The sequence below is a fragment of the Syntrophotaleaceae bacterium genome, from assembly GCA_041390365.1.
In the GTDB taxonomy this organism is placed as follows: Bacteria; Desulfobacterota; Desulfuromonadia; order Desulfuromonadales; family Syntrophotaleaceae; genus JAWKQB01.
Window position 1 is genome coordinate 527,817 of sequence record JAWKQB010000003.1, and the last position, 20,040, is coordinate 547,856.

Annotated in this window: 17 protein-coding genes; 4 read left to right on the forward strand and 13 right to left on the reverse strand. The window is 59.7% G+C overall.

What is annotated here, in order from left to right; translation table 11 throughout:
- Window positions 1-111: 111 nt before the first annotated feature.
- Window positions 112-561, forward strand: a complete 450-nt coding sequence (locus tag R2940_14735; protein MEZ4601042.1) for a hypothetical protein — start codon at window positions 112-114, stop codon at window positions 559-561.
- Here R2940_14735 and R2940_14740 read toward each other — a convergent pair.
- The 13 genes from R2940_14740 to R2940_14800 form a co-directional block, all read right to left on the reverse strand.
- Complete coding sequence (locus R2940_14740) at window positions 512-808, reverse strand: helix-turn-helix transcriptional regulator (protein ID MEZ4601043.1); 297 nt, start codon at window positions 806-808, stop codon at window positions 512-514. The two genes, R2940_14735 and R2940_14740, sit on opposite strands and share 50 nt — an antisense overlap.
- Window positions 805-2,097 carry a HipA domain-containing protein gene (locus R2940_14745; protein ID MEZ4601044.1) on the reverse strand — a complete coding sequence of 431 codons (1,293 nt, stop codon included), beginning with the start codon at window positions 2,095-2,097 and terminating at the stop codon, window positions 805-807. The genes R2940_14740 and R2940_14745 overlap by 4 nt, the downstream gene beginning before the upstream one ends.
- A gap of 210 nt (window positions 2,098-2,307) precedes the next feature.
- On the reverse strand, window positions 2,308-2,649 hold the full coding sequence (locus R2940_14750) for a zinc ribbon domain-containing protein YjdM (GenBank protein ID MEZ4601045.1): 342 nt from the start codon (window positions 2,647-2,649) through the stop codon (window positions 2,308-2,310).
- Entirely contained in the window at window positions 2,646-4,406 is a 1,761-nt protein-coding gene (locus R2940_14755) for a BatD family protein (protein ID MEZ4601046.1), read from the reverse strand. Before R2940_14755 ends, R2940_14750 begins: the two co-directional genes overlap by 4 nt.
- Window positions 4,400-6,214, reverse strand: a complete 1,815-nt coding sequence (locus R2940_14760; GenBank protein ID MEZ4601047.1) for a VWA domain-containing protein — start codon at window positions 6,212-6,214, stop codon at window positions 4,400-4,402. Before R2940_14760 ends, R2940_14755 begins: the two co-directional genes overlap by 7 nt.
- A complete protein-coding gene (locus tag R2940_14765; protein MEZ4601048.1) occupies window positions 6,211-7,212 on the reverse strand; it encodes a VWA domain-containing protein in 1,002 nt (333 codons plus the stop codon). Before R2940_14765 ends, R2940_14760 begins: the two co-directional genes overlap by 4 nt.
- On the reverse strand, window positions 7,209-7,703 hold the full coding sequence (locus tag R2940_14770) for a DUF4381 domain-containing protein (protein MEZ4601049.1): 495 nt from the start codon (window positions 7,701-7,703) through the stop codon (window positions 7,209-7,211). The genes R2940_14765 and R2940_14770 overlap by 4 nt, the downstream gene beginning before the upstream one ends.
- Before the next feature lies 1 nt (window position 7,704).
- Entirely contained in the window at window positions 7,705-8,628 is a 924-nt protein-coding gene (locus R2940_14775) for a DUF58 domain-containing protein (protein ID MEZ4601050.1), read from the reverse strand.
- A gap of 79 nt (window positions 8,629-8,707) precedes the next feature.
- On the reverse strand, window positions 8,708-9,691 hold the full coding sequence (locus R2940_14780; protein MEZ4601051.1) for a MoxR family ATPase: 984 nt from the start codon (window positions 9,689-9,691) through the stop codon (window positions 8,708-8,710).
- 173 nt (window positions 9,692-9,864) lie between these two features.
- Entirely contained in the window at window positions 9,865-11,328 is a 1,464-nt protein-coding gene (locus R2940_14785; GenBank protein MEZ4601052.1) for a DegQ family serine endoprotease, read from the reverse strand.
- Between the two features lie 20 nt (window positions 11,329-11,348).
- Window positions 11,349-11,744, reverse strand: a complete 396-nt coding sequence (locus R2940_14790; protein ID MEZ4601053.1) for a response regulator — start codon at window positions 11,742-11,744, stop codon at window positions 11,349-11,351.
- Window positions 11,745-12,003: 259 nt separating this feature from the next.
- Window positions 12,004-13,368 carry a sigma-54 dependent transcriptional regulator gene (locus R2940_14795; protein ID MEZ4601054.1) on the reverse strand — a complete coding sequence of 455 codons (1,365 nt, stop codon included), beginning with the start codon at window positions 13,366-13,368 and terminating at the stop codon, window positions 12,004-12,006.
- Window positions 13,365-14,843: an ATP-binding protein gene (locus R2940_14800; protein ID MEZ4601055.1), complete on the reverse strand. Its 1,479-nt coding sequence runs from the start codon at window positions 14,841-14,843 to the stop codon at window positions 13,365-13,367. The genes R2940_14795 and R2940_14800 overlap by 4 nt, the downstream gene beginning before the upstream one ends.
- Window positions 14,844-15,063: 220 nt before the next feature.
- Here R2940_14800 and R2940_14805 point away from each other — a divergent pair, with 220 nt between their 5' ends.
- From R2940_14805 to R2940_14815, 3 genes are all read left to right on the forward strand, one after another.
- Window positions 15,064-16,545 (forward strand): B12-binding domain-containing radical SAM protein, encoded by a 1,482-nt coding sequence (locus R2940_14805; protein MEZ4601056.1) that lies wholly within the window; start codon window positions 15,064-15,066, stop codon window positions 16,543-16,545.
- A 158-nt stretch (window positions 16,546-16,703) separates the two neighbouring features.
- Entirely contained in the window at window positions 16,704-17,756 is a 1,053-nt protein-coding gene (locus tag R2940_14810; protein MEZ4601057.1) for a type IV pilus twitching motility protein PilT, read from the forward strand.
- A gap of 25 nt (window positions 17,757-17,781) precedes the next feature.
- Window positions 17,782-19,878, forward strand: coding sequence for a DUF4388 domain-containing protein (locus R2940_14815; GenBank protein MEZ4601058.1), 2,097 nt, complete (start codon window positions 17,782-17,784; stop codon window positions 19,876-19,878).
- The last annotated feature ends 162 nt before the right edge of the window (window positions 19,879-20,040 follow it).

Genomic DNA, 20,040 nt, shown 5'->3' on the forward strand with positions numbered 1-20,040 from the left:
CACCGGTTAAGTGAAAGGCCAAACGTCACCCTTCCCTGCTGCTGCCTTTTGCTGAAATTTCCAAAAAGCTTGCTATTCTTAATGGGAGATAATTTCGGACGGGAGGATCGGGTGACAACTGGCCATGGCTTGAAAACGGCAATCCGGATATTGCTGGATCCCAAACTGATTCTGGCGCTGTTCGTTGCCTTTAAAATCGGTCAGACCGTCAATGCTTTTCTGACCGGTGAAAAACCGGTCTTTTTTCCCTATATCCGGCTGGCCGAGATCGCTTTCCTGGTTCCTTTTTCCTGGCTGGCGGTCAAAAGGCGCACCGGCGCCCTCTTCCTGGTCGGTCTGGTTCTCTTCCTGCAGATATTTCCTGCCTTCTGGGCCATTCTTTATATCTCGTTCAAAGAGTATCTTCTTAAAACGGTCGCTATTCTCCTGAGCGGATATTTTGTTTACGGCGGGCACACCCTGTTGCGGCAGGCCTGGGACAACCTGGCGATACCGGAAGGGAAGTCAGGCGCTATCCCTTTTCAGGCCGGAACCGCCAGGATTCGGGTGGGAGAAAGGTGACTTTCAGGCCGAAAGGCGAGGCTATCTTCTCCAGTGTGGCCAGCGTGGGATTGCCGGTTCCACTTTCAAATTCGGAAAGGATGCGCGGAGAAATATCGGCGATTTTTTGAGCATATTCCTTCTGAGTCATGCCGAGGATTTTCCTCATCCGGCGCGTCGCCTGGCGGATATCGATATCTCCCCTGGCAAGAGCCGCATAGAGCTCCTCTTTCATCTCTGCCATTGCATGGGCATCGGGTCGTTTCATAACGTGATCCTCGGTTTTGCCTCCTCCAGGCCTTTCGCGACCGCTTCGGTCCAGGGTGCCAGCCGTTGGATGATCTCGGAATCGACGCCGCAATCCGCCATGGTCTCAGGCAGTTTTCGGACGGCGTTCCCGTGACCGGCGAGCCAGACTCTGGTTTCACCAGGATCTAGAAAGTTTGCGAGCTTCTCACAGACCTTTCCCCATTCCGGTTGATTCCCCGGAGATTCATCCTCCCACCGAGTGACGCGTCCAATGCCTTCCGGGTCCAGAAACATGGGGGCGAAGTCGAAAAGTGGAGAAAGCTGGATGCGACCCTTGCTTCTCAGGACAGCGGAGTTGCGTCCATGATTGTCGGTGTTGCGCAGTGCCAGATTCAGCATGTCGCGACGCAAATACTCGCGAATTTCTCCAGCAGGTTCGGTGACGGCTTTCGCGAGGGCCTGACAGAAGGTATCGTGGCGAACCACCGTGCCATACCCGGGTATGCCGGCCAGGGCATAGAGGCTGTGCATGGCAAGGCGGGTGACGCGACCATCGATGACTTCCCGATCGAAACGGGGAACAAACAGCACGCCCTGGTCATGGATCAAAGGGTCTCCGACCCGGATGCCGAACCTTCTGGCCACTTCCAGGTAAAACGGTTCATTGCGAAGAACCTGCTGGTTGCGCGAATCGGCACGGCGGCCGCGAGGGAACTTCACCAGCCAGAAGCGTTTGCTTTGCTCATCGGTCAGAGCTCCTTCGGCGTGAAACATCCCGAAAAGGTCCTCGGCAAGCAGATATTTCGGCGCTTCTCCCTGCACGCTGGAGGCACCTGCGACATGAGCTCCTCTTTCTTCGGCGTAATCGAGGAATCCCTCCCGCTGTTCGATGATATCCTGGCGGGGAAAGCCAATCTTGAAATGATCGCGAGGAGGAAGAGGCGCGGCTTCAGCCACCCTCAGACTGCCCGGTGGAGCGCCGGCCCCTTTGGTGAGAAGGTGCCAGTCAGCATGCGGGCCATCTTTGTCAACCTGCAACCGCCGGAGCCAGGCCCTTCGCCCTGCGCCGCTCGGCATCAGATCGAGCAGAAATGGCGGCCATTGATCAAAGCGGAACAATTCAAATCCGACGGTAAGGCCGGGGATGAGTTCGGCGTCCCGGCGACCAAGATGAGCCATAGCGTAATCGATTTCATACTGCAGGCGAGCGCTTCCCGCAACACCCCGGGTGATGCTCTGGGGGTCCGGCTCGAAGATCGCAGCAACTTGCCAACGACCGTCGAGAAATATTTGCAGATGACAATTCATGGTTCACTTAAGTGATATAAAGGGCTCAAAGAGGTTTTTTTTATTTCAGTATAGTGAATTTTTTCCTTTTTAAATTGCGGTGGAAAATAATCTCTGGATCACTATAGTGAAGGAAAAAAGCGCTGCATTCAAGTATTTTTTCACTTTAGTGAACATTGCGGCTGGGAGCCTGTTGGGTTTGCGGGATTCATGCTTAAGTCCGACAGGCTTCTAGGCCTTTTTCACGAACTCGGATTTCAGCTTCATGGCGCCGATGCCTTCGATCCTGCAGTCGATGTCGTGATCGCCGTCACAGAGACGGATGTTTTTGACCTTGGTGCCGACCTTGACCGTCAGCGACGATCCTTTCACCTTCAGGTCCTTGATCACGGTAACACTGTCGCCGTCCTGAAGAGGGGTGCCGTAGGCATCGCAGCTGGCACCTGCCCTTTCCTCCTTATTCGTCGTACCTTCCCGGGGCCACTCATGACCGCATTCGGGACAGACGAACATCAGCCCATCCTCATAGGTGTATTCGGAGCCGCATTGCGGACATTCGGGAAACTCACTCATTGTACAATCCTTTCATCGGTTGAGCTTGCGGGATAGAGTTCGGGCAGGCCATTCTGGGGGGCCCTGTTTCGGCCGGGGGGCTGCCATTGGGTGAGGTTCTCGATCAGGGCTTGCCCGGTCCAGACTTCCCCCGCAGCGGCATAGAGTGCCCGGTCGAGGCGTTCAAGTTCAACCCTCAAGGGAGCAGGGGCGCTCCGGTAAAGCCGCTCCAGGCCGGCCTGGGGCTCCCCGGGCCAGAGGGTTGCGATCCAACGCGTCAAGGCGGCGCGGGTGGCACGGGGATCGTCGTTTCGGGCGGCTTGCAGGAGGGCCTGACGAGCCGTTTTCTCCCGCCTTCGCGGGTTTTCATCGGACTGCGACTCTAATGGGGGTTGACGCTTGAACCTTTCCCGCAGCAAAAGCATGAGGGTAATCAGCCAGCCGGCACCCAGGGCCAGGCTGAGCCAGAACCAGAAACCGGAGGGGGCTGCGGAAGGGGGAGCGGGCGGCAGCGCAATGTGCTCCTGAACCGCCGCAGATCCGGGAGACGGCTCATTTTCCTGGATCTCCGGTTCGGCTGGCGGTGCTCCGGCATCGGGAGCCGCAGCGGTGGTTCCGGGCGCGGGTTTGACCACCATCTCCACCGGGTCGAGGTGGGCCGTTCTCCATTGGCCGCCCCGGACATCCCACCATTCGAGGTTGATGGCCGGCAGCAGGTAACGACCGGCCCGGGTCGGCACCAGGGCGACTTTCTGCTGCAAAACCCCTGTCAGTCCCGTATGGCCGACTTGGTCCTTGCGGCTCGGCTGGTCAGGATAGCTTTTGAATCCCGGGGGGATTCCAACCTGAAGTTCCGGGAGTTGAGCAGCCTGCAGACCTTCGCTGGTGAGAGTCAGGGTTCGCGTTGCCGGCTCGCCGACGGTGACCTCCATGACCCGCCCCTGCCAGTCGTCTTCCAGGGTCAGAGCCAGGGCGGGAAGCCAGGAACGGTCCGCGAGGTCTGAGGCAGGGGGAAGCACCTCGATTGTCTTTGGTTTGGACAAAAGCCGGATCCGTTCCCCCTGGTGGCCGAAAGGATCGAAACGGGAGGGCGTTCCCGCCAGCAGGCCGTCGAAACGCAGGGGAGGGATGCTCAGAGTGCCCGGTTCCTGGGGAAAGATCGCATATCTCCTCTCGATGATGCCGTAAAGGGTGCCGGCACGGCGGGTCTGGTACTTGCGGTCCTCCCCCAGTTTCTGCAGGACTGCATCCACTCCGGCCGGCTCCGGTTCGCTCAAGCTTCCCCGCAGCAGATCCGCCCGATGCAGCAGGCGGACGGTGAGCAGCACCTGGCTCTGGCTTAGGACCTGTGCGGCGTCGAACTCCACTTCCAGCAAAACCTTGGCGCTTTCGGCGGATTCGGAAGGGCCCTCGCCCGCAAGGACCCGAATCGGCAGCGGCAGGCTGCAGTCGGAGCCGAAACAGAGGGCCGGAATGGCCAGTTCCCCTTCGCGCCGGGGCATCAGGGTCAGGGAATAGACAACGGAGCGGTTGAATTCGCCGTTGACGAGACTGATCTGTTTGCTCTGCGACTGATTGAGAAGTTCCCAGTCCTTTTCCAGCACGGACAGATCAGCCTCTCCGTCGGGTTTTCCGTCGACCCGCAGTTCGAGCTGCAGACTCTCCCCGAGGTTCAACCGATCCCGGTCGGCGATCGCCCGCACCTCGGCGGCGAAGGAAGCAAAGGACAGGAGCTGGGAAAACAGCAAGGTCAGGCAGAATAATCGAATGATTACCATGGTCGATCCGTTTCCAGCTGTCGGCCGCGCTGCCGGTACTGGTGAAGAAATTTCCGCCGCAACAGGCCGCCCGGGTCATCGGGGATCTGCTGCAGCCATTGTTGCATCGCCCGTTGCTCTTCTGCTGAGAGCTGCTCCTCGTCGGCCGGGGCCGCCGGGGGCGATTCCGGTCGCTTTTCGGGCTCATCAGGCGGGGCGACACTCTCCTGCTGCGGGTGAGTTTCCCGGTCAGACCTCGCATCGGATGCGCGTGCCGGGGGCCGGGAGGATTCGGGGGAAGCGTCCGAATCCCGACTCCGGTCTTCAGCGGGATTTTCCCGGGCCGGGTCATCGTCCGCCGTCCGGGATTCGTCATCCGGGTGATCCTGAGGTTGCCCGGTTTTCTCCGAATCCCGGGAGGATGCTTGGGGCTTTTCGGAGGGTGATCCGTCGTTCTGTTGCGGTTGCTGCTGTTTCTGCAGGGCTTTTTCCACCAAATCCTTGTTGTAGCGGGCGTCGGCGTGTTCCGGGTCGCCGGCCAGAGCCTGGCGATAGGCCTCCAGGGCCTGGGGCAGCTGCCCGGCGCGGGCCAGGGCATTGCCCCGGTTGTACCAGTCGTCGGCGGTCTCCGGCTGCTGCAAGGCTTCGGCGGCGGCCTGGTAGTCCCCTCCCCGGTAATGGGCGCTCGCCTTCCAGCGGGGGTCCCGGAACAGATGCCCGGCTTTTTCGTAATCCTCCTCGGCAAAAGCCGCGGCGGCCTGCTGGTCCGGACGCTGCCAGAGATCGTTCCAGGAAAAGGCCAAAACCGGACGGGGCTGCAGCGCGATCAGAATGAACAGGACCAGCCAGCCGCGGCGAAAGGCCAAAGAAGCCAGCAGGGCCAGGGGCCAGAGCAGCCAGACGCCCTCCTCCCGCCAGCGCTGTCCCGTCCTGCCGCCCGCCTGTTCGGCCCGGTCGATGCGTTGACTGTCCACCCCCGCCAGAAGAGCCCGCAGGTCGCCCTCATCGATACTCAATCGTCGATAGCTGCCGCCCCCGGCTGCCGCCAGCTGTTTCAGTCCGGCTTCCTCCAGTTTCGGCAGGACCATGGCGCCCCCGTTGTCCTTGAGAAAACCGCCGCTCGGCAGCGGCACCGGAGCTCCTTCCGTTGTGCCCACGCCCAGAACTGCCAGGTCGATGCCCTGGGAGGGCAGGCCCCGGGCCGCCTCCAGAGCTTTGTCCGGGCGATCCTCGTCGGTGATCAGCAGCAGGCGGCCCTGTTTCAGCCCCGCCCGTTGCAGGAGCTGGAGGCCGAGTTCAATGGCTTTTTGCGGCTCGCTGCCCTGAACCGGCATCAGGTTGGGGTCGAGGCTGTGAAGCAGGGCGCGGATGGTATTTGTATCATCGGTGAGGGGCGTCACGGTAAAGGCGTCGCCGGCAAAGGCGATCAGAGCGGTCTGCCCCTCGCTGCGCAGGCTCAGCAGGTCTTCGACCTTCAACCGGGCCCGCTCCAGACGGCTCGGCTTGAGATCTCCCGCGCTCATGGAGCGGGACAGGTCGAGCAGGATCACCAACGCCGACTGCTGTCGGAAAAGCGGCTGCGGCTGTTGGCGCCAGGCCGGTCCGGCCAGGGCAAGAATCGACAGCAGCGCGCCTCCCAGCAGCAGCCACAAGGGCCAGGCTGCACGGCGTCGCGAACGTCCCAGCAGCAGGTGGGGCAGCAGGTCCGCATCGCAGACCTTCTCCCAGCTGCGGCTGCGCACCTGTTTGCGCCAGAGCCAGACCAGCAGCGCCAGTACCGGTGGCAGGGCCAGAAGCCAACCGGGACGCAGGACATGAAAATCCGTCACGAGCGCCTCCTGAAAAACGGCAGCGGGTGCCGGGCGAGCATCAGAAGAAAAGCTCCGGCCGAGGCCAGGCCCAGGGGCCAGAAGTAGAGTTCGGTGATGGGACGATAAACCTCCTGCTCCCGCTCCACCGGCTCGAGACGGTCGAGCAGGGCATAGATGTCCACCAGCTCGGCACTATCCCGGGCACGAAAATAGCGGCCCCCGGTTTGTCCCGCGATGGCTGTCAGCGTCTCCTCGTCGAGATCGGCGGAAGGGTTGACGGTTCGGGAAAAGAACAGGCCGCCCACCTCCATGGCTTCGGCGCCGATGCCGATGGTGTAGATTTTCAGGCCCTGACCTGCGGCCAGTTCGACCGCCTTGAGGGGGGAGACGCGGCCGGCCGTATTGGCACCGTCGGTCAGCAGGATCAGCACCCGGCGCCGCCCTTCCTCCCCCTCCAGGCGTTTGACCGCCAGACCGATGGCATCGCCGATGGCGGTCTTTTGCCCCGCCAGGCCGACAACAGCCTCGTCGAGCAGCTGCTGCAGGGTCGGGCGATCGAAGGTCAGCGGGGTCTGCACATAGGCCTGTTCACCGAACAGGATCAGTCCGAGGCGGTCGCCGACCCGGCGGGCGATGAATTCCGCGGCCACCGCCTTGAGAGCGGTCAGCCGATCCACTGTGTTGCCTCCCAGCTCAAAATCCTCGGTGGTCATGCTGCCGGAAATGTCTACCGCCAGAACCAGGTCCCGACCGCTGACGGGCAGCTCGACCGGGTCTCCCAGCCACTGGGGCCGGGCGCAGGCGAGGACCAGCAGCAGCCAGCAGCAGGCCGCCAGAACTTTGCAAAAACGCCCGGTCCGCCGCCTCCCCCCTTCGTGTCGCACCGCGGCAAAGGCCTCAAGGCTCGGCACCCAGAGGGCCGCCTCCTCGGCGGCCAGGGCCGGCGGCAGCAGGCGATAGACCAGATAGGGCAGGGGCAACAGCAGCAGGGCCCAGGGCCAGGCGAACTGGATCATGGAATCCTCCCGGAACCACCCGCGGGCGGCAAAGAGGTCAGCCAGCGGCGGCAGAGATCGGCCAGTTCCTTGCGGTCGAATTGAACATCGGGGCGATAGGGAGCTTCCAGCAGACAGCGACCGATCCCTTCGGTAAAGGGGCGATCGGCAAAGGGGCGGTCGAGAAATTCCAGCCACTTTTCGCCGTTCAGCCCGGCGCAATCCGCCCGGTTGAAATGGCATAGAGCCGCCCGCCGCAGCAGTTGCGACAGCCCGGCGGCCAGTTCGGCATCCGGCAGGGTGTCCAGCCGGTCGAGCTCCGCCAGGGCCAGCCGCCGATAACGGCCGCGCCGATAGCGGACATACAGCCATCCTGATCCTGCTGTCAGGGCCAGGGCGAGAATCGTCAGCAGCCACCAGCCGGGGGCTGGCGGCCACCAGGAGACCGGATCGGGCAGATGGATGTCGCGCAGGGGCAGGGTTTGCGGATCGATGACGGAGGGAGCAAGCATGTCAGCGCCTCCCTGCCGGAGTCGGCTGAAGACAATCCAGGGGATCGTCGCAGGTGCGCAATTCCCGGTGGCGGCAGCGGTAGCGGCGGGCGAAATCCTGCACCTGCAGACAGCGGGCGGCAAAACCTGCCCGATAGCGGAGCTGGGCCGCAGGGTCGTCGGTGGCGATGGTCAGATCGGCGGCGCCGTCGCTGACCCGGTAGGTTCCCTCCGGGGGAAGTTCCCTTTCCAGCGGGTCATAGCAATGCACCAGGGTCAGTTCGCAATGGCGGCCGAGCAGGGCCAACTGCTTCTCCACCTCCGGATCCCAACCGGTGAAATCGCTCAATAGCAGGATCAGGCTGCCCGGTCGTGCGACCCGGTGCAGCCGCTGCAGGGTCGCCGCCAGGTCACGGGCCGGATCAAAGGGGCGATGGAGCGGCCGCTGCCAGGCGGGATCCTGCACCATTCGCCGCAACAGACCGAGAACCGCGCCCTTGCCCGACCGGGGGCGCACCTCGACATGGTGGTCTTCCGAGAAGATCAGACCGCCGACCCGGTCGCCATGGTCCAGGGCCTGCCAGGCATGCAGGGCCGCCAGTCGGCTGACCTGCACCGCCTTGAAGCAGCCGCGGGTGCCGAAAAACATCGGCCTGCGATAATCGATCGCCAGCAGCACCGGCCGCTCACGCTCCTCGTGAAACAGCTTGGTATGCGCCTTGCCCCGCCGGGCCGTCACCCGCCAGTCGATGCTGCGCACATCGTCCCCCGGCTGGTAGGCCCGCACCTCGGCGAACTCCATACCCCGGCCCCGAAAGCGGGTGCGGTAGGGCCCATCGCCGGAGGCCGCTGTTTTGATCTCAGTCCGAGGGATGCCAACCAGCCGATTCCGCAGGGCGATCAGGCCCGGCAGGTCGATGCTGACAGGTGAATTTGGTGACGTCATGGTCTGATCTTGCCTGGAAATTTTAATACAATAGGACTCATGGGTCATATGGGTCTCATAGGTCCCATAAATTGCTGTACTAAGGCACCGGCACCCGGGCGATCAGTTCCCCGACCAGCCGGTCGACCGTCATCCCCTCCGCCTCGGCTTCGTAGCTGAGCAGCACCCGGTGGCGCAGCACATCGAAAGCCAGGTCCTGGATGTCCTCAGGCAGCACATAGTCACGGCCCCGCAGCCAGGCTCTTGCCCGGGCGCAGCGATCGAGGGCGATGCCGGCGCGGGGACTGGCGCCGAACTGGATAAGGCCGGCCAGATCCTCGCCATAGGGGCGGGGGTCTCGGGTGGCGAGCACCAGCTGCAGCAGATATTCCTCGAGACTGTCGGCCAAGTGCAATTCGAGCACCTGCCGGCGGGCCTGACGCAGGTCGGCAGCAGAGAGCTGATCCGACTCGACCCGTTCAGGCTGTCCAGGGTTGTCCATCTCGGCAGTGGCTTCCGCCCGCGCCAGGGCGAGAATCTGCCGTTCGGTTTCGGGCGCCGGGTATCCGACGCGGACATGAAGCAGGAAGCGATCGAGCTGGGCTTCGGGCAGGGGGTAGGTTCCCTCCTGCTCGATGGGATTCTGGGTCGCCATGACCAAAAAAGGGTCGGCCAGGGGATAGGTTTTGTGCCCCACCGTGATCTGCCGCTCCGCCATGGCCTCCAGCAGGGCCGACTGCACCTTGGCCGGAGCCCGGTTGATCTCGTCGGCCAATACCAGGTTGTGAAAAAGAGGACCCGGCTGAAAGTTGAAAGAGCCGTCCTGAGGGCGGTAGATATCGGTGCCGGTCAGGTCGGCCGGCAGCAGGTCGGGAGTGAACTGGATGCGGTGGAAACTGCCTTCGATCCTGCCGCCGAGCTGGCGGATGGCCCGGGTCTTGGCCAGACCCGGCGCCCCTTCCACCAGCAGGTGACCGTCGGCTAAAAGAGCGATGAGCAATCGCTCAAGCAGCAGCTCCTGACCGATGACCTGCTGGCTGAGCGCGAGGTTCAATCGGGAAAAACGGTTTTGAACGGAATCCATGGAAAAAGGGCCTTATTATAGGTCTTATGAGTCTTGTGGAACCCACAAGACCTATGGATGAAAATGGATTTTAGGGGATAAATAAGTAAAGGATCATAACCGCAAGACACGCTGGAATCAAGCAACGATCCCCCGCCCCGGAATGGAGTCCGGGGCAGGGGAAGAGTTGGACATTATCCGTCATTTTTCAGGGCCAGAAACAGGCTGCCCTGACCGCGGCGGATCAGCAGCAGATGACTCTTGCCCTTTTCCAGGGTCAGGCGCTGGCGTACCTCCCTGGGATTTTTGACCGGTTTCCGGTCGATCTCCTGAATCAGGTCGCCGCGCTGTATCCCGGCTCGCTGGGCCAGACTGCCCGGTTCCACGGAGGAGACCAGGACCCCGGTCTGGCCTGTGTAACCCAGACGGGCGGCGAGGTCGGGTGTCAGCTCCTGGAGTCCCATGCCCAGTTTGGGCAGGCTACCGGAATCGGCTGCCGTCGTCTGCTCATCCGCATCCAGTCGGCCGATGGTGACATCCACCTTTTTCGGCTTGCCTTCCCGAACGATGGAGAGTTCGATTTTGGTGCCCGGGGCCGTCATGGCCACACGATTGCGGAAGGTGGAGGCCTTGTCCACCTTCTTGCCGTTCATTTCCAGGATGACATCGCCCTGACGCAGGCCGGCTTTCTGTGCCGGGGAATCCTCCATCACCTGGGTGACGACGATACCCTCGGTTTTGTCGAGTCCGAAGGACTCGGCCAGTTCCCGGGTCATATCCTGAATGTAGGCGCCGACCCTCCCGCGGGTCACCTGGCCCTCTTCCACCAGTTGCTCGCGAATGTTCTTGGCCATGTTGATGGGAATGGCGAAGCCGATGCCCATGTAACCGCCGCTCCGGCTGAAAATGGCGGTGTTGATGCCGACCACTTCGCCGTCCAGATTGACCAGCGGTCCCCCGGAATTGCCGGGGTTGATGGCCGCGTCGGTCTGAATGAAATCCTCGTAGTCGTTGAGGCCGATGCCGCTACGCCCCTTGGCGCTGACGATCCCCGCCGTCAGGGTGTGGGAAAGGCCGAAGGGGTTGCCGACGGCCAGAACCCAGTCCCCTACTTCCAGATTGCTCGAATCTCCAAGCTTGAGGAAAGGAAGCTTGGTGGCCTCGATCTTGATTACGGCAAGGTCGGTGGGGGGGTCGGTGCCGACGATTTTGGCGGTGTATTCCCGGCCGTTCTGCAGCTTGACCGTCACCGTATCGGCTTGGCCGACCACGTGATTGTTGGTCAGGATGTATCCATCGGAGGAGATCAGGAAACCGGAGCCCTGCCCCATCTCCTGACGCTGACGGGGGGAGTTGTTGGGACTGCGGAACTGCGGAGTTTCTCCGAAGAAGCGTCGGAAAAACTCGTCATCGAAAGGACTGCCGTGGGGAAAGAAAAATTCCGTCTGCTGCTGTCCGGAGATCACTCGCTCCGTCTGGATGAAAACCACTGCCGGAGAAACTTTTTTGGCGACGCTGCGAAAGGCGTTGCCGCTTTGCCGCAGGCTTTCAAGGCCCTGTTCCTGGGCCAGACCCGGCTGCGGCAGGATAGCCCCGAACCCCAGGGCGGCCAACAAGGACAAAATGATAGAAAGTTTTCCAAGTCTTCGATTTGTCATAATGCTTTCCTCTCATGGCGTTAAGATTTGCTGGTACACAGTAAATTGACCAGGGAAATCAGATCATCCAGGTCGAAAGGCTTGTCGATGGTCAAAGTTGCGCCGAGTCGCTCCGCCTGTATATGGGTGGCCTCGTCGCCGAAGGCCGTCATGCACACAAACGGCGGACGGTCGGGCAGGTCGTGCAGGGCCTCGAGTACTTCCAGACCGGTCAGGGCCGGCATGCGCAGGTCCGTCAGTACAAGATCGAACCGCTCTTCCTTGCCCCCTGAAGAAAGCTCCAGGCGCTCGAGCAGTTCAAGGCCATTGTCGCAGCTGGTCACACTGTAGCCGGCGCGGAACAGACAGAAGGCCAGAAGCTCCCTCAGTTCGCGATCATCCTCGGCGAGCAGGATGCGGGGATAAGTAAGGTTCATGAAGTTCTCCCTTCGCGCTAGAATCGGTTAGCGAACAAGCATTCTATTCGCAACCATCGTGCCAAGAGAAAATCATTGTAAATCAATGGGTTGGGTAGTCAATGGAGTGGGGCAACATGCCCCTGTGGGGCAAAATGCCTCGTCGGATATTTCGAAGCGGGCTGGCGGCGATCAATTTCATTGGACCTATCAGTCGGATCGAACTGATCGGTCCGATCGCCGCCAACTGCTAGCTTTCAACTTTCGGCAGATTGACCGTTCACTCTTCTTTCAACTTCCGATAAAGCGTCTTGCGGTCCACGCCGAGAATGCGGGCGGCCAGGGTGCGGTTGCCGCCGACCTGTTCGAGGACCTGTTCGATGTAGCGGCGTTCCATTTCAGCCAAGGGAAGCAGGGACAGGGGATCGGGAAGGGCTGCAGGGGAGGGAACATCTCCGGGCTTCTGAAGAAATTCGGGAAAATCCTGCACCGTGATGCGGTCGTGCACGGTAAGCGCAACTGCCCGTTCGATGACGTTGCGCAGTTCCCGCACGTTGCCTGGCCAGCGATAAGTGAGCAGGCGGCGGGCAGCCGGTTCGGCGAGACCGGTCACCGATTTGTTGAATCGTCGGGCCAGTTCGCCGATGAAGCGATGGGCCAGCAGGAGTATGTCGTTGCCCCGGGCCCGCAAGGGGGGCAGTTCAATCGGGATGACATTCAGGCGGTAATAGAGATCGCTACGGAAAATCCCTTCCCTGACCGCCTCCGCCAGGTCCCGGTGGGTGGCGGTAATGATGCGCACGTCGCACTCGATCTCGGTGCTGCCCCCCAGGGGCCGGACCCTGCGTTCTTCGATCACCCGCAGCAGTTTGGGCTGCAGGGACAGGGGTAGTTCGCCGATCTCGTCGAGGAACAGGGTCCCGCCGGAAGCTTCGACGAACAGCCCTTTACGGGTTTCCCGGGCATCCGTAAAGGCGCCTCGGACATGCCCGAAGAGCTCGCTTTCCAGCAGGGTCTCCGGCAGGGCGGCGCAGTTGATGGCAACAAAGGGGCCCTGGCTGCGGTGGCTCTGGCGGTGCAGGGCCCGGGCGACCAGTTCCTTGCCGGTCCCGCTTTCGCCGCTGATCAGGATCGAGGTATCCAGGTCGGCCAGGCGCGCGATCTGTTCCCGGATGATGTGCATGGCCTGGCTTTCACCGAGCAGGTCGCCTTCCGCCTGGCGATATCGGACCTGGTCCTTCAGCAGCCGGATCTTTTCCTGCAGCTGCCGATGTTGCAGCGCCCGTTCCAGACAGAACCCCAGCAGGTCGAAGTCGACCGGTTTGGTGACGAAGTCGTAGGCACCGGCCCGCAGGGCGGCGATCGCGGTTTCAAGAGAACCGAAGGCGGTCATGATGACCACCGGCAGGTCGGGGCGGTTGACGTGCAATTCCGTGCAGAAGTCGATGCCGCTTTTCCCCGGCAGGTTGAGATCGGTCAGCACCACATCGATTTCCTTCTGGTGCAGAATACCCCAGGCTGCCGCCACATCCAGGGCAATTTCCACCCGGTGGCCACGCCCGGACAGAATTTCCTCCAGCAGTTCGCACAGGGCCGGATCATCGTCAACCACCAGAAGATGGCCTGTCGGACGCGCTTCGCTCATTCCCGCCCTCCCTGTTTCGCCAGGGGGAGATAGACGGTAAAAGTGCTCCCCTCGTTCACAGCGCTGGTGACGTCGATCCAGCCTCCGTGCTCCTCGATGATGCCGTAGGCGATGGACAGGCCGAGACCCGTACCCTGGCCGACCTCCTTGGTGGTAAAAAAGGGATCGAAGATATGGGGCAGATCCTGCGCAGGGATGCCCTGACCCCCATCCGATACCTGAATGACGCACCAGGGGCCGTCTGTTTCTGTTTCGCCTTCCGGTCGGGGCCGGGACTCTTCCCGGAACAGTTTCAGTCTCAGTTCCCCGCCTGCGGGCATAGCCTGGATTCCGTTCATGGCCAGGTTCAGCAGCACCTGCTGGAGTTGGCCGGGATCGGCATCTACGGTCAACGTTTCCGGCGAGTGTTCCTTGACGATCTGAACGGATTGCTTGCGGGCTGTCGGGGACAGCAGCTCGATGACACTCTGGAGCAGCCCGCTCATTTCCACCTTTTGCTTGCGCGCCTGACCGCGACGGGCGAAATCGAGCAGCTGGCGCATGATGGTGGTCATTCGTTGGGCCTGATCGTCGATAATCCGCGCCGACCGCTGTGCTTCTTCCGGCGAAAGATCCTGGCGGGCGATAAGCTGGGCACGGCCGGCAATCACGTTCAGAGGGGTGCCGAGCTCATGAGCCATGCCTGCCGAAAGTCGCCCCAGAGTGGCCAGCCGCTCGGTATGCCGCAGCTTTTCCAGGGCTTCGATTCTGGCCTCGTTGGCGGCCTCTTCAGCCGCTTTGGCTTCTGCCAGTTGGCTGCGCATACGGTCGATGGTGCCGGCAAGCTCTGCCAATTCGTCCCGTCCCGAGACGGCTATGGCCGTGGAAAAATCGCCATGCCCGATCCGCTCGGCTTGCTCCGCCAGCTTGCGAACCGGGCGGTTGATCCAGAAACTGCCGAGAAAACCCATCAGCAGCAGCCCGGAACCGATGGTAATCACCAGCAGCAGGGCCGATCGTTGCAGGCTTTCCCTGATGTATCCCTGCAACTCATCCAACGGTTCGATGAGCTCGATAGCGCCCAGTTTTTCCCCGCTGACCGGAACGGGCAGATAGGTGACCAGAAAGTCGCGACCGTCTGGGGACTCTACCAGCAGCGAAATGGTTTCTCCCGCTCTGAGGGGGGCTAATGCGACTTTCGGCACCCGGGGACGGAACCTCTCCGCGGTCGGCTCGCCGACGCTGACCCAGCGAACCCGGACAGGTCCGCTGACCAGATTGGTGGTTTCGAGAAACCGTATGGCGGCCTGCTGCCCCCCAATTCGCCAGATCTCCGTCATCATCACCCGCAGACTCTCCCCAAGGTTGCGGGCCTCCCGGCTCAACCGCTCCTTCAGCTGGGTCCTTTCCCGTTGAATCGAAAGGTAGCTGTGCAGGGAAAAAAGCAGAACCACGCTCAGCAGGAAGGCAATGGATATTTTCAGCGTCAGGCGCATCGGCTGTGATCCCGGAGAATATTTTCTGGTTTGTTGCCGGTATCCTGCAACGAGCGTAGTTGGAAGTCAAGACGTCAGCATCAGAGGCGGCAGATGCGGAGCACGGGCATGCGCCACTCTGGATCGCGAGGAATTCGGAACAGCAGGAAAAAGCCCCGGCTGGATTGAGAAACCCGTGCTCTCTGGTATGCTTCGGAATACTGAAAAGGAGAAAGATCAAATGAATGTTCTTTTGATCTATCCCGAATTTCCCGACACCTTCTGGAGTTTCAAGCACGCGCTGAAATTCGCCCACAAGAAAGCGTCTTCCCCGCCCCTGGGTCTGGTCACGGTCGCCGCGCTTCTGCCGGCCGACTGGAATAAACGCCTGCTCGATCTCAACGTTACACGGCTCAGGGCCGAGGACCTGGCCTGGGCCGATATCGCCCTGGTCAGCGCCATGCTGGTCCAGCAGGAATCGGCCCGGCAGGTGATCGCACTCTGCCGGCAGGCGGGGGTCCGGATCATTGCCGGCGGGCCTCTGTTCACCGCTTCCTGCGAACTGTTTCCCGAGGTCGATCATTTCGTTCTGAATGAAGGGGAGTTGACGCTGCCTTCCTTCCTGGCCGATTTCGCCGAGGGAAAGGCAAAAAGGCTTTATCAGACAACAGAGTTTGCCGATATCCGCCAGTCTCCGGTACCTCTCTGGGAACTTGTGGATATGCGGAGGTATGCCGCCATGAGTCTGCAGTATTCCCGTGGCTGCCCGTATAACTGCGAATTCTGCAACGTGACGACACTGTTTGGCCACCGGCCGCGCATCAAGAGCACAACCCAGGTGATCGCCGAACTCGACTGCCTCTACGCAAAGGGCTGGCGGGGCAGCGTATTTTTTGTTGACGACAACTTCATAGGCAACAAACAGCAGCTCAAAAACGACCTCCTTCCCGCTCTCATTGACTGGCAGAGAAATCATGAGGCTCTCTGCTTCTATACCGAAGCCTCCATCAACCTGGCCGATGACGATGAGCTGATGGAACTTATGGCCGCCGCCGGTTTCGATACCGTTTTCGTCGGTATCGAAACCCCCAACCATGCCGGCCTGGTGGAGGCGGGCAAACTGCACAACCAGTGCCGCGATCTGGTGGGGGACGTCAAGCGGCTGCAGCGTGCGGGCCTGCAGGTCCAGGGCGGATTCATCGTCGGCTTTGACAGCGATACACCCTCCATTTTCCAGCGCCAGATCGATTTCATCCAGGAAAGCGGTATCGTCACCGCCATGGTCGGGATGCTGCAGGCTCTTCCGGGAACCAGGCTGTACGAACGGTTGAAGCGGGAGGGTCGTATCAACAGCGATTCGACAGGGGACAACGTCAGCCTTTTGACCAATGTCATCCCTGCCATGAATCTGGAAATGCTTCAGGAAGGGTACAAGACCATTCTGCGGACCATTTACTCCCCCAGGATCTATTATCAGCGGGTCATGGCTTTTCTCGAGGAATACCGCCCGCCCAAAGTGCGAACATCTCTCAACTTTCATCATCAGCTGGCCTTTATAAAATCGTTGTACCGTCTGGGACTTTTCAGCAAGGGGCGTCTCTATTTCTGGAAAGCCCTTTGCTGGACCCTTTTTCACCGGCCCCGCCTCTTTCCTCAGGTCATCACCCTGGCCATCTACGGCTACCATTTCAGAACCATCTGCGAACGGTACATTCTGCGCTGAATGAGACTGTTGCGTAGTCCAGATCTTTCCTCATCCTCGATGCGCACAAACGATTACGACAAGGACAACCATAAAGCGGGAAACCCCAAGGCATACTAATTGCTTGATTTCAATGCAATATGCTTCCAGTCCGTCCGGGTTGGTAAATAGGGGTGAAAATGCCAAGAATCGACACATTTTTGAAAATAATGCAGGAAAACAACGTCTCGGACCTGCATCTCAGCGCCAACACGGAACCGATGCTGAGAATCAACGGGGTTCTGCAAAGGGCGGAGCACCGCCAGTTATCCGAAGATGAGGTGAAAATCATCATATACGAGCTTCTGACCGATGCTCAGATCAGCCATCTGGAGGAGAAGGGTGACCTCGATTGCGCCTATACCCTGCCTGGGATTGCCCGGTTCCGTATCAATATTTTTAAAAAATATCCGGGAATGGCTGCAGCCTTCAGGATAATACCCAACCAGGTCCCCACCCTCGATGAGCTGGGTTTGCCCGATGTTCTGAAAAAAATGCTGGCGGTTCGCTCCGGTCTGGTCTTGGTGACGGGACCAACCAACTCAGGCAAATCCACCACACTTGCCGCGATGGTCAATCATCTCAATGACACCATGAATCACCATATTATTACCCTGGAGGATCCCCTGGAATTCATCCATCCAAATAAGAAATGCCTCATCAACCAGAGGCAGATCGGTGAGCATTGCGAAAATTTCGCAAGCGGTCTGCGTGCCGCCTTGCGGGAGGATCCAAATGTTATTCTGGTCGGGGAAATGCGGGACCTCGAAACCATATCCCTGGCCTTGTCGGCAGCGGAAGTCGGTCAGCTTGTTCTCGGTACCCTGCACACCCGCTCAGCGGCCCAGACCGTCAGCCGTGTGGTCGATCCTTTTCCGGCCGGGCAGCAGACCCAGATCCGGCATATGCTGGCTGAGGTCCTGGTCGGTGTCTGTTCCCAGCAGCTGCTGCGCCGCTCCGATAAGAAAGGAAGGGTAGCTGCCCTTGAAATCATGATGGGAAACCATGCCATCCGCAATCTTATCCGTGACCAGAAAAGCCACCTCATCAACAATGCAATCCTGAGCAACCGGGCCAGCGGCATGCAGTTGATGGATCTCCACCTGAAACAGCTCGTTTCCGAAAAGGTCATCACCCAGGATGAGGCAGTCCGCTATATGATCGAGAGCCCGATTGCCGTTCAAAATCAATAATTTCGCCAAATAACAAAAAAACATCATGAATGAAAACCGACTTGACCAGATCCTGATTCGCCTCGGCTATGTCAATGAAGAACAGATCAAAGCTGCTCTTCAGAAGCAGAAAATTCACGGAGGCCGGATCGGAAGCCATCTGCTGAACACCAAAGCCATTGATGAAGGGAAACTGGCAGAAGCTCTTTCCCTGCAGCACCAGGTACCCGCCTTTAATCCGGCCCGTGACCCTGTATCCCGGGAGTTTGTCAAAACCATTCCCGCTGACCTTGTTTCCGAAAACGAAGTGCTGCCGATCGATTACGACGCAAGCAGCGGAATTCTGACGCTGGTGATTACGGATCCAAAAAACGAAAAAGCGTTCATGGCCGTCAGGAGAGTGATCAAATGTTCGAAAATGAGGATACTGGTTGCGCCGGAGGCAATGTTTGCCAGTCTGGTCGAGAGCCTCGGAATGGAAACCGAAATAGACGGAATAAATAACAGAATCAGGCTCCCGGACCTCTTCGACCAGACAGAACCCCAAGCCTCCAAAAACGAAAATTCGTTCTTGCAATCCGCAGAAGATAAAAACCTTCCTCAGGTTCTTCTGATCAGCAATGAAGTGTTTCTCAAAAATTTCCTGGGGCCTATTTTCGAACGGGAGGGATTCGATCTTCTAGCGCCCTCGGACGGGAATGAAATCCGCGAGCAGCTCCAATCACCGGAGGTGAAGAAAATTCTGGTTTCAGAGGAGATGGCTCCTCAAGTACGCCACTGGTGCCGCCACCGTGCCCCCTCCCTTCCGGGTCTGGATATAGTTGAATTCGGCCGCATCAGTACCAGCCTACTTGGCAATCTCGCTTCCTATGACAGGATGTACCAGAGTCTGACCCAGTCCCTCAGGATCATAACCGAGGGCCATGCCACACAGGCCGCATTCACTCCTCCCTACGACCTGTTGCGGGACGATATCGGCAATCTCGCCAAAGCTCTGGAAATGAACCGGGTGGCCATCGATGCCCTGCGCTTGACGGCCCTGTTGATCGTTCCGACCGGAACAAGTGTGGTCGACCAGAATTCCTCATTACCGGAAAATGACTTTGCCGGCATCGACTGGAACAGGACGTTGGAACAGGCTAAATTCCTCCAATTTCCGTGGCCCCTGGACGATGCCATCCGCGCTTTCCGTCAGATCCTTTCCGAGCGGGTTAATCTCAAGGAGTTCACCGACTGCGATCCGGAAACGGCACTGGCCGGACAGATTTTGGCCATCGTCTGGCATCATTTCTATCATATTGCACGGGGCCGGACGGAAGGCCATGTCATGAACGTAAAAAGCGAACTGAGGAAGAAAAGCGGTCTTCTGGCCCGGTCCGAGGTTGTCGAGGCCTACCTGAGGATAATCGAGAGAAGTGCCGAAAACTTCAGGGCGACAGCCTATGTCCAGTTGTTCATTGTCGGGAAAAGCGACCACAACCTGATCCAACTTGCCACCCGTTTGCGTTATCTCGGATATCACCCGGTTCAAATCAATTCCCTGCAGGAGGCCGCCAACATGAGCGAGCGTCAGCCCCCTGCTGCCATTTTTATCCATGAGCCGAGCTTCCCCAGAGAGATTATGAAAAGCGCTTCTCTTTTTAATAAGAGGGAAGAGACCTCTCTTTATGCGATCACCAGGGAGAATGATCCCTCGCAGATGCTCAACCTGTTCGACGCCGGTTTCGATGATGTTTTCCCTTTTCCTTACAACATGGATATTGTTGCCGCCCGCCTGCGGAAAACCACCATGGAGCGTCCCAAACCTGCCCCTCTCGGAAGTTTTCGGGCCGCGTTTTCGGCCTTTTCCTTTACCGACCTGCTACAGGGCCTGAGCCAGGGACTCAAATCGGTGAAAATCGATCTCGCCAACAGCCGAGGGAACAAGGCCACCATTTACCTCAATCGGGGACGGCTGAATCACGCTCGCTGCGGAGAGTTGACGGGTCCTGAAGCGGTTTACGAGGTCATAACCTGGCTGGAGGACGGGGAGTTCGTCGTCGAGCCCGCGAAGGAGTTCCCGGAACAGAACATCGAGATGTCCCTCGAATCGGTCCTCATGGAGGGATGCCGGATTCTGGATGAAGCCAGAGCCGGAAGATAGAAAAGTAATATTCCCAAATGAATTTGACAAAGGCTCCACTCGCTTCGGGTCTGGAGCCTTTGTTCGTTGTCAGTGAAGCGGCAGCGGAACGGTTGTTGTTGTCGTAATCGTGATCGAAGAAGTTCCCTTTACTCCGACTACGATTACGACAACGACAACGAA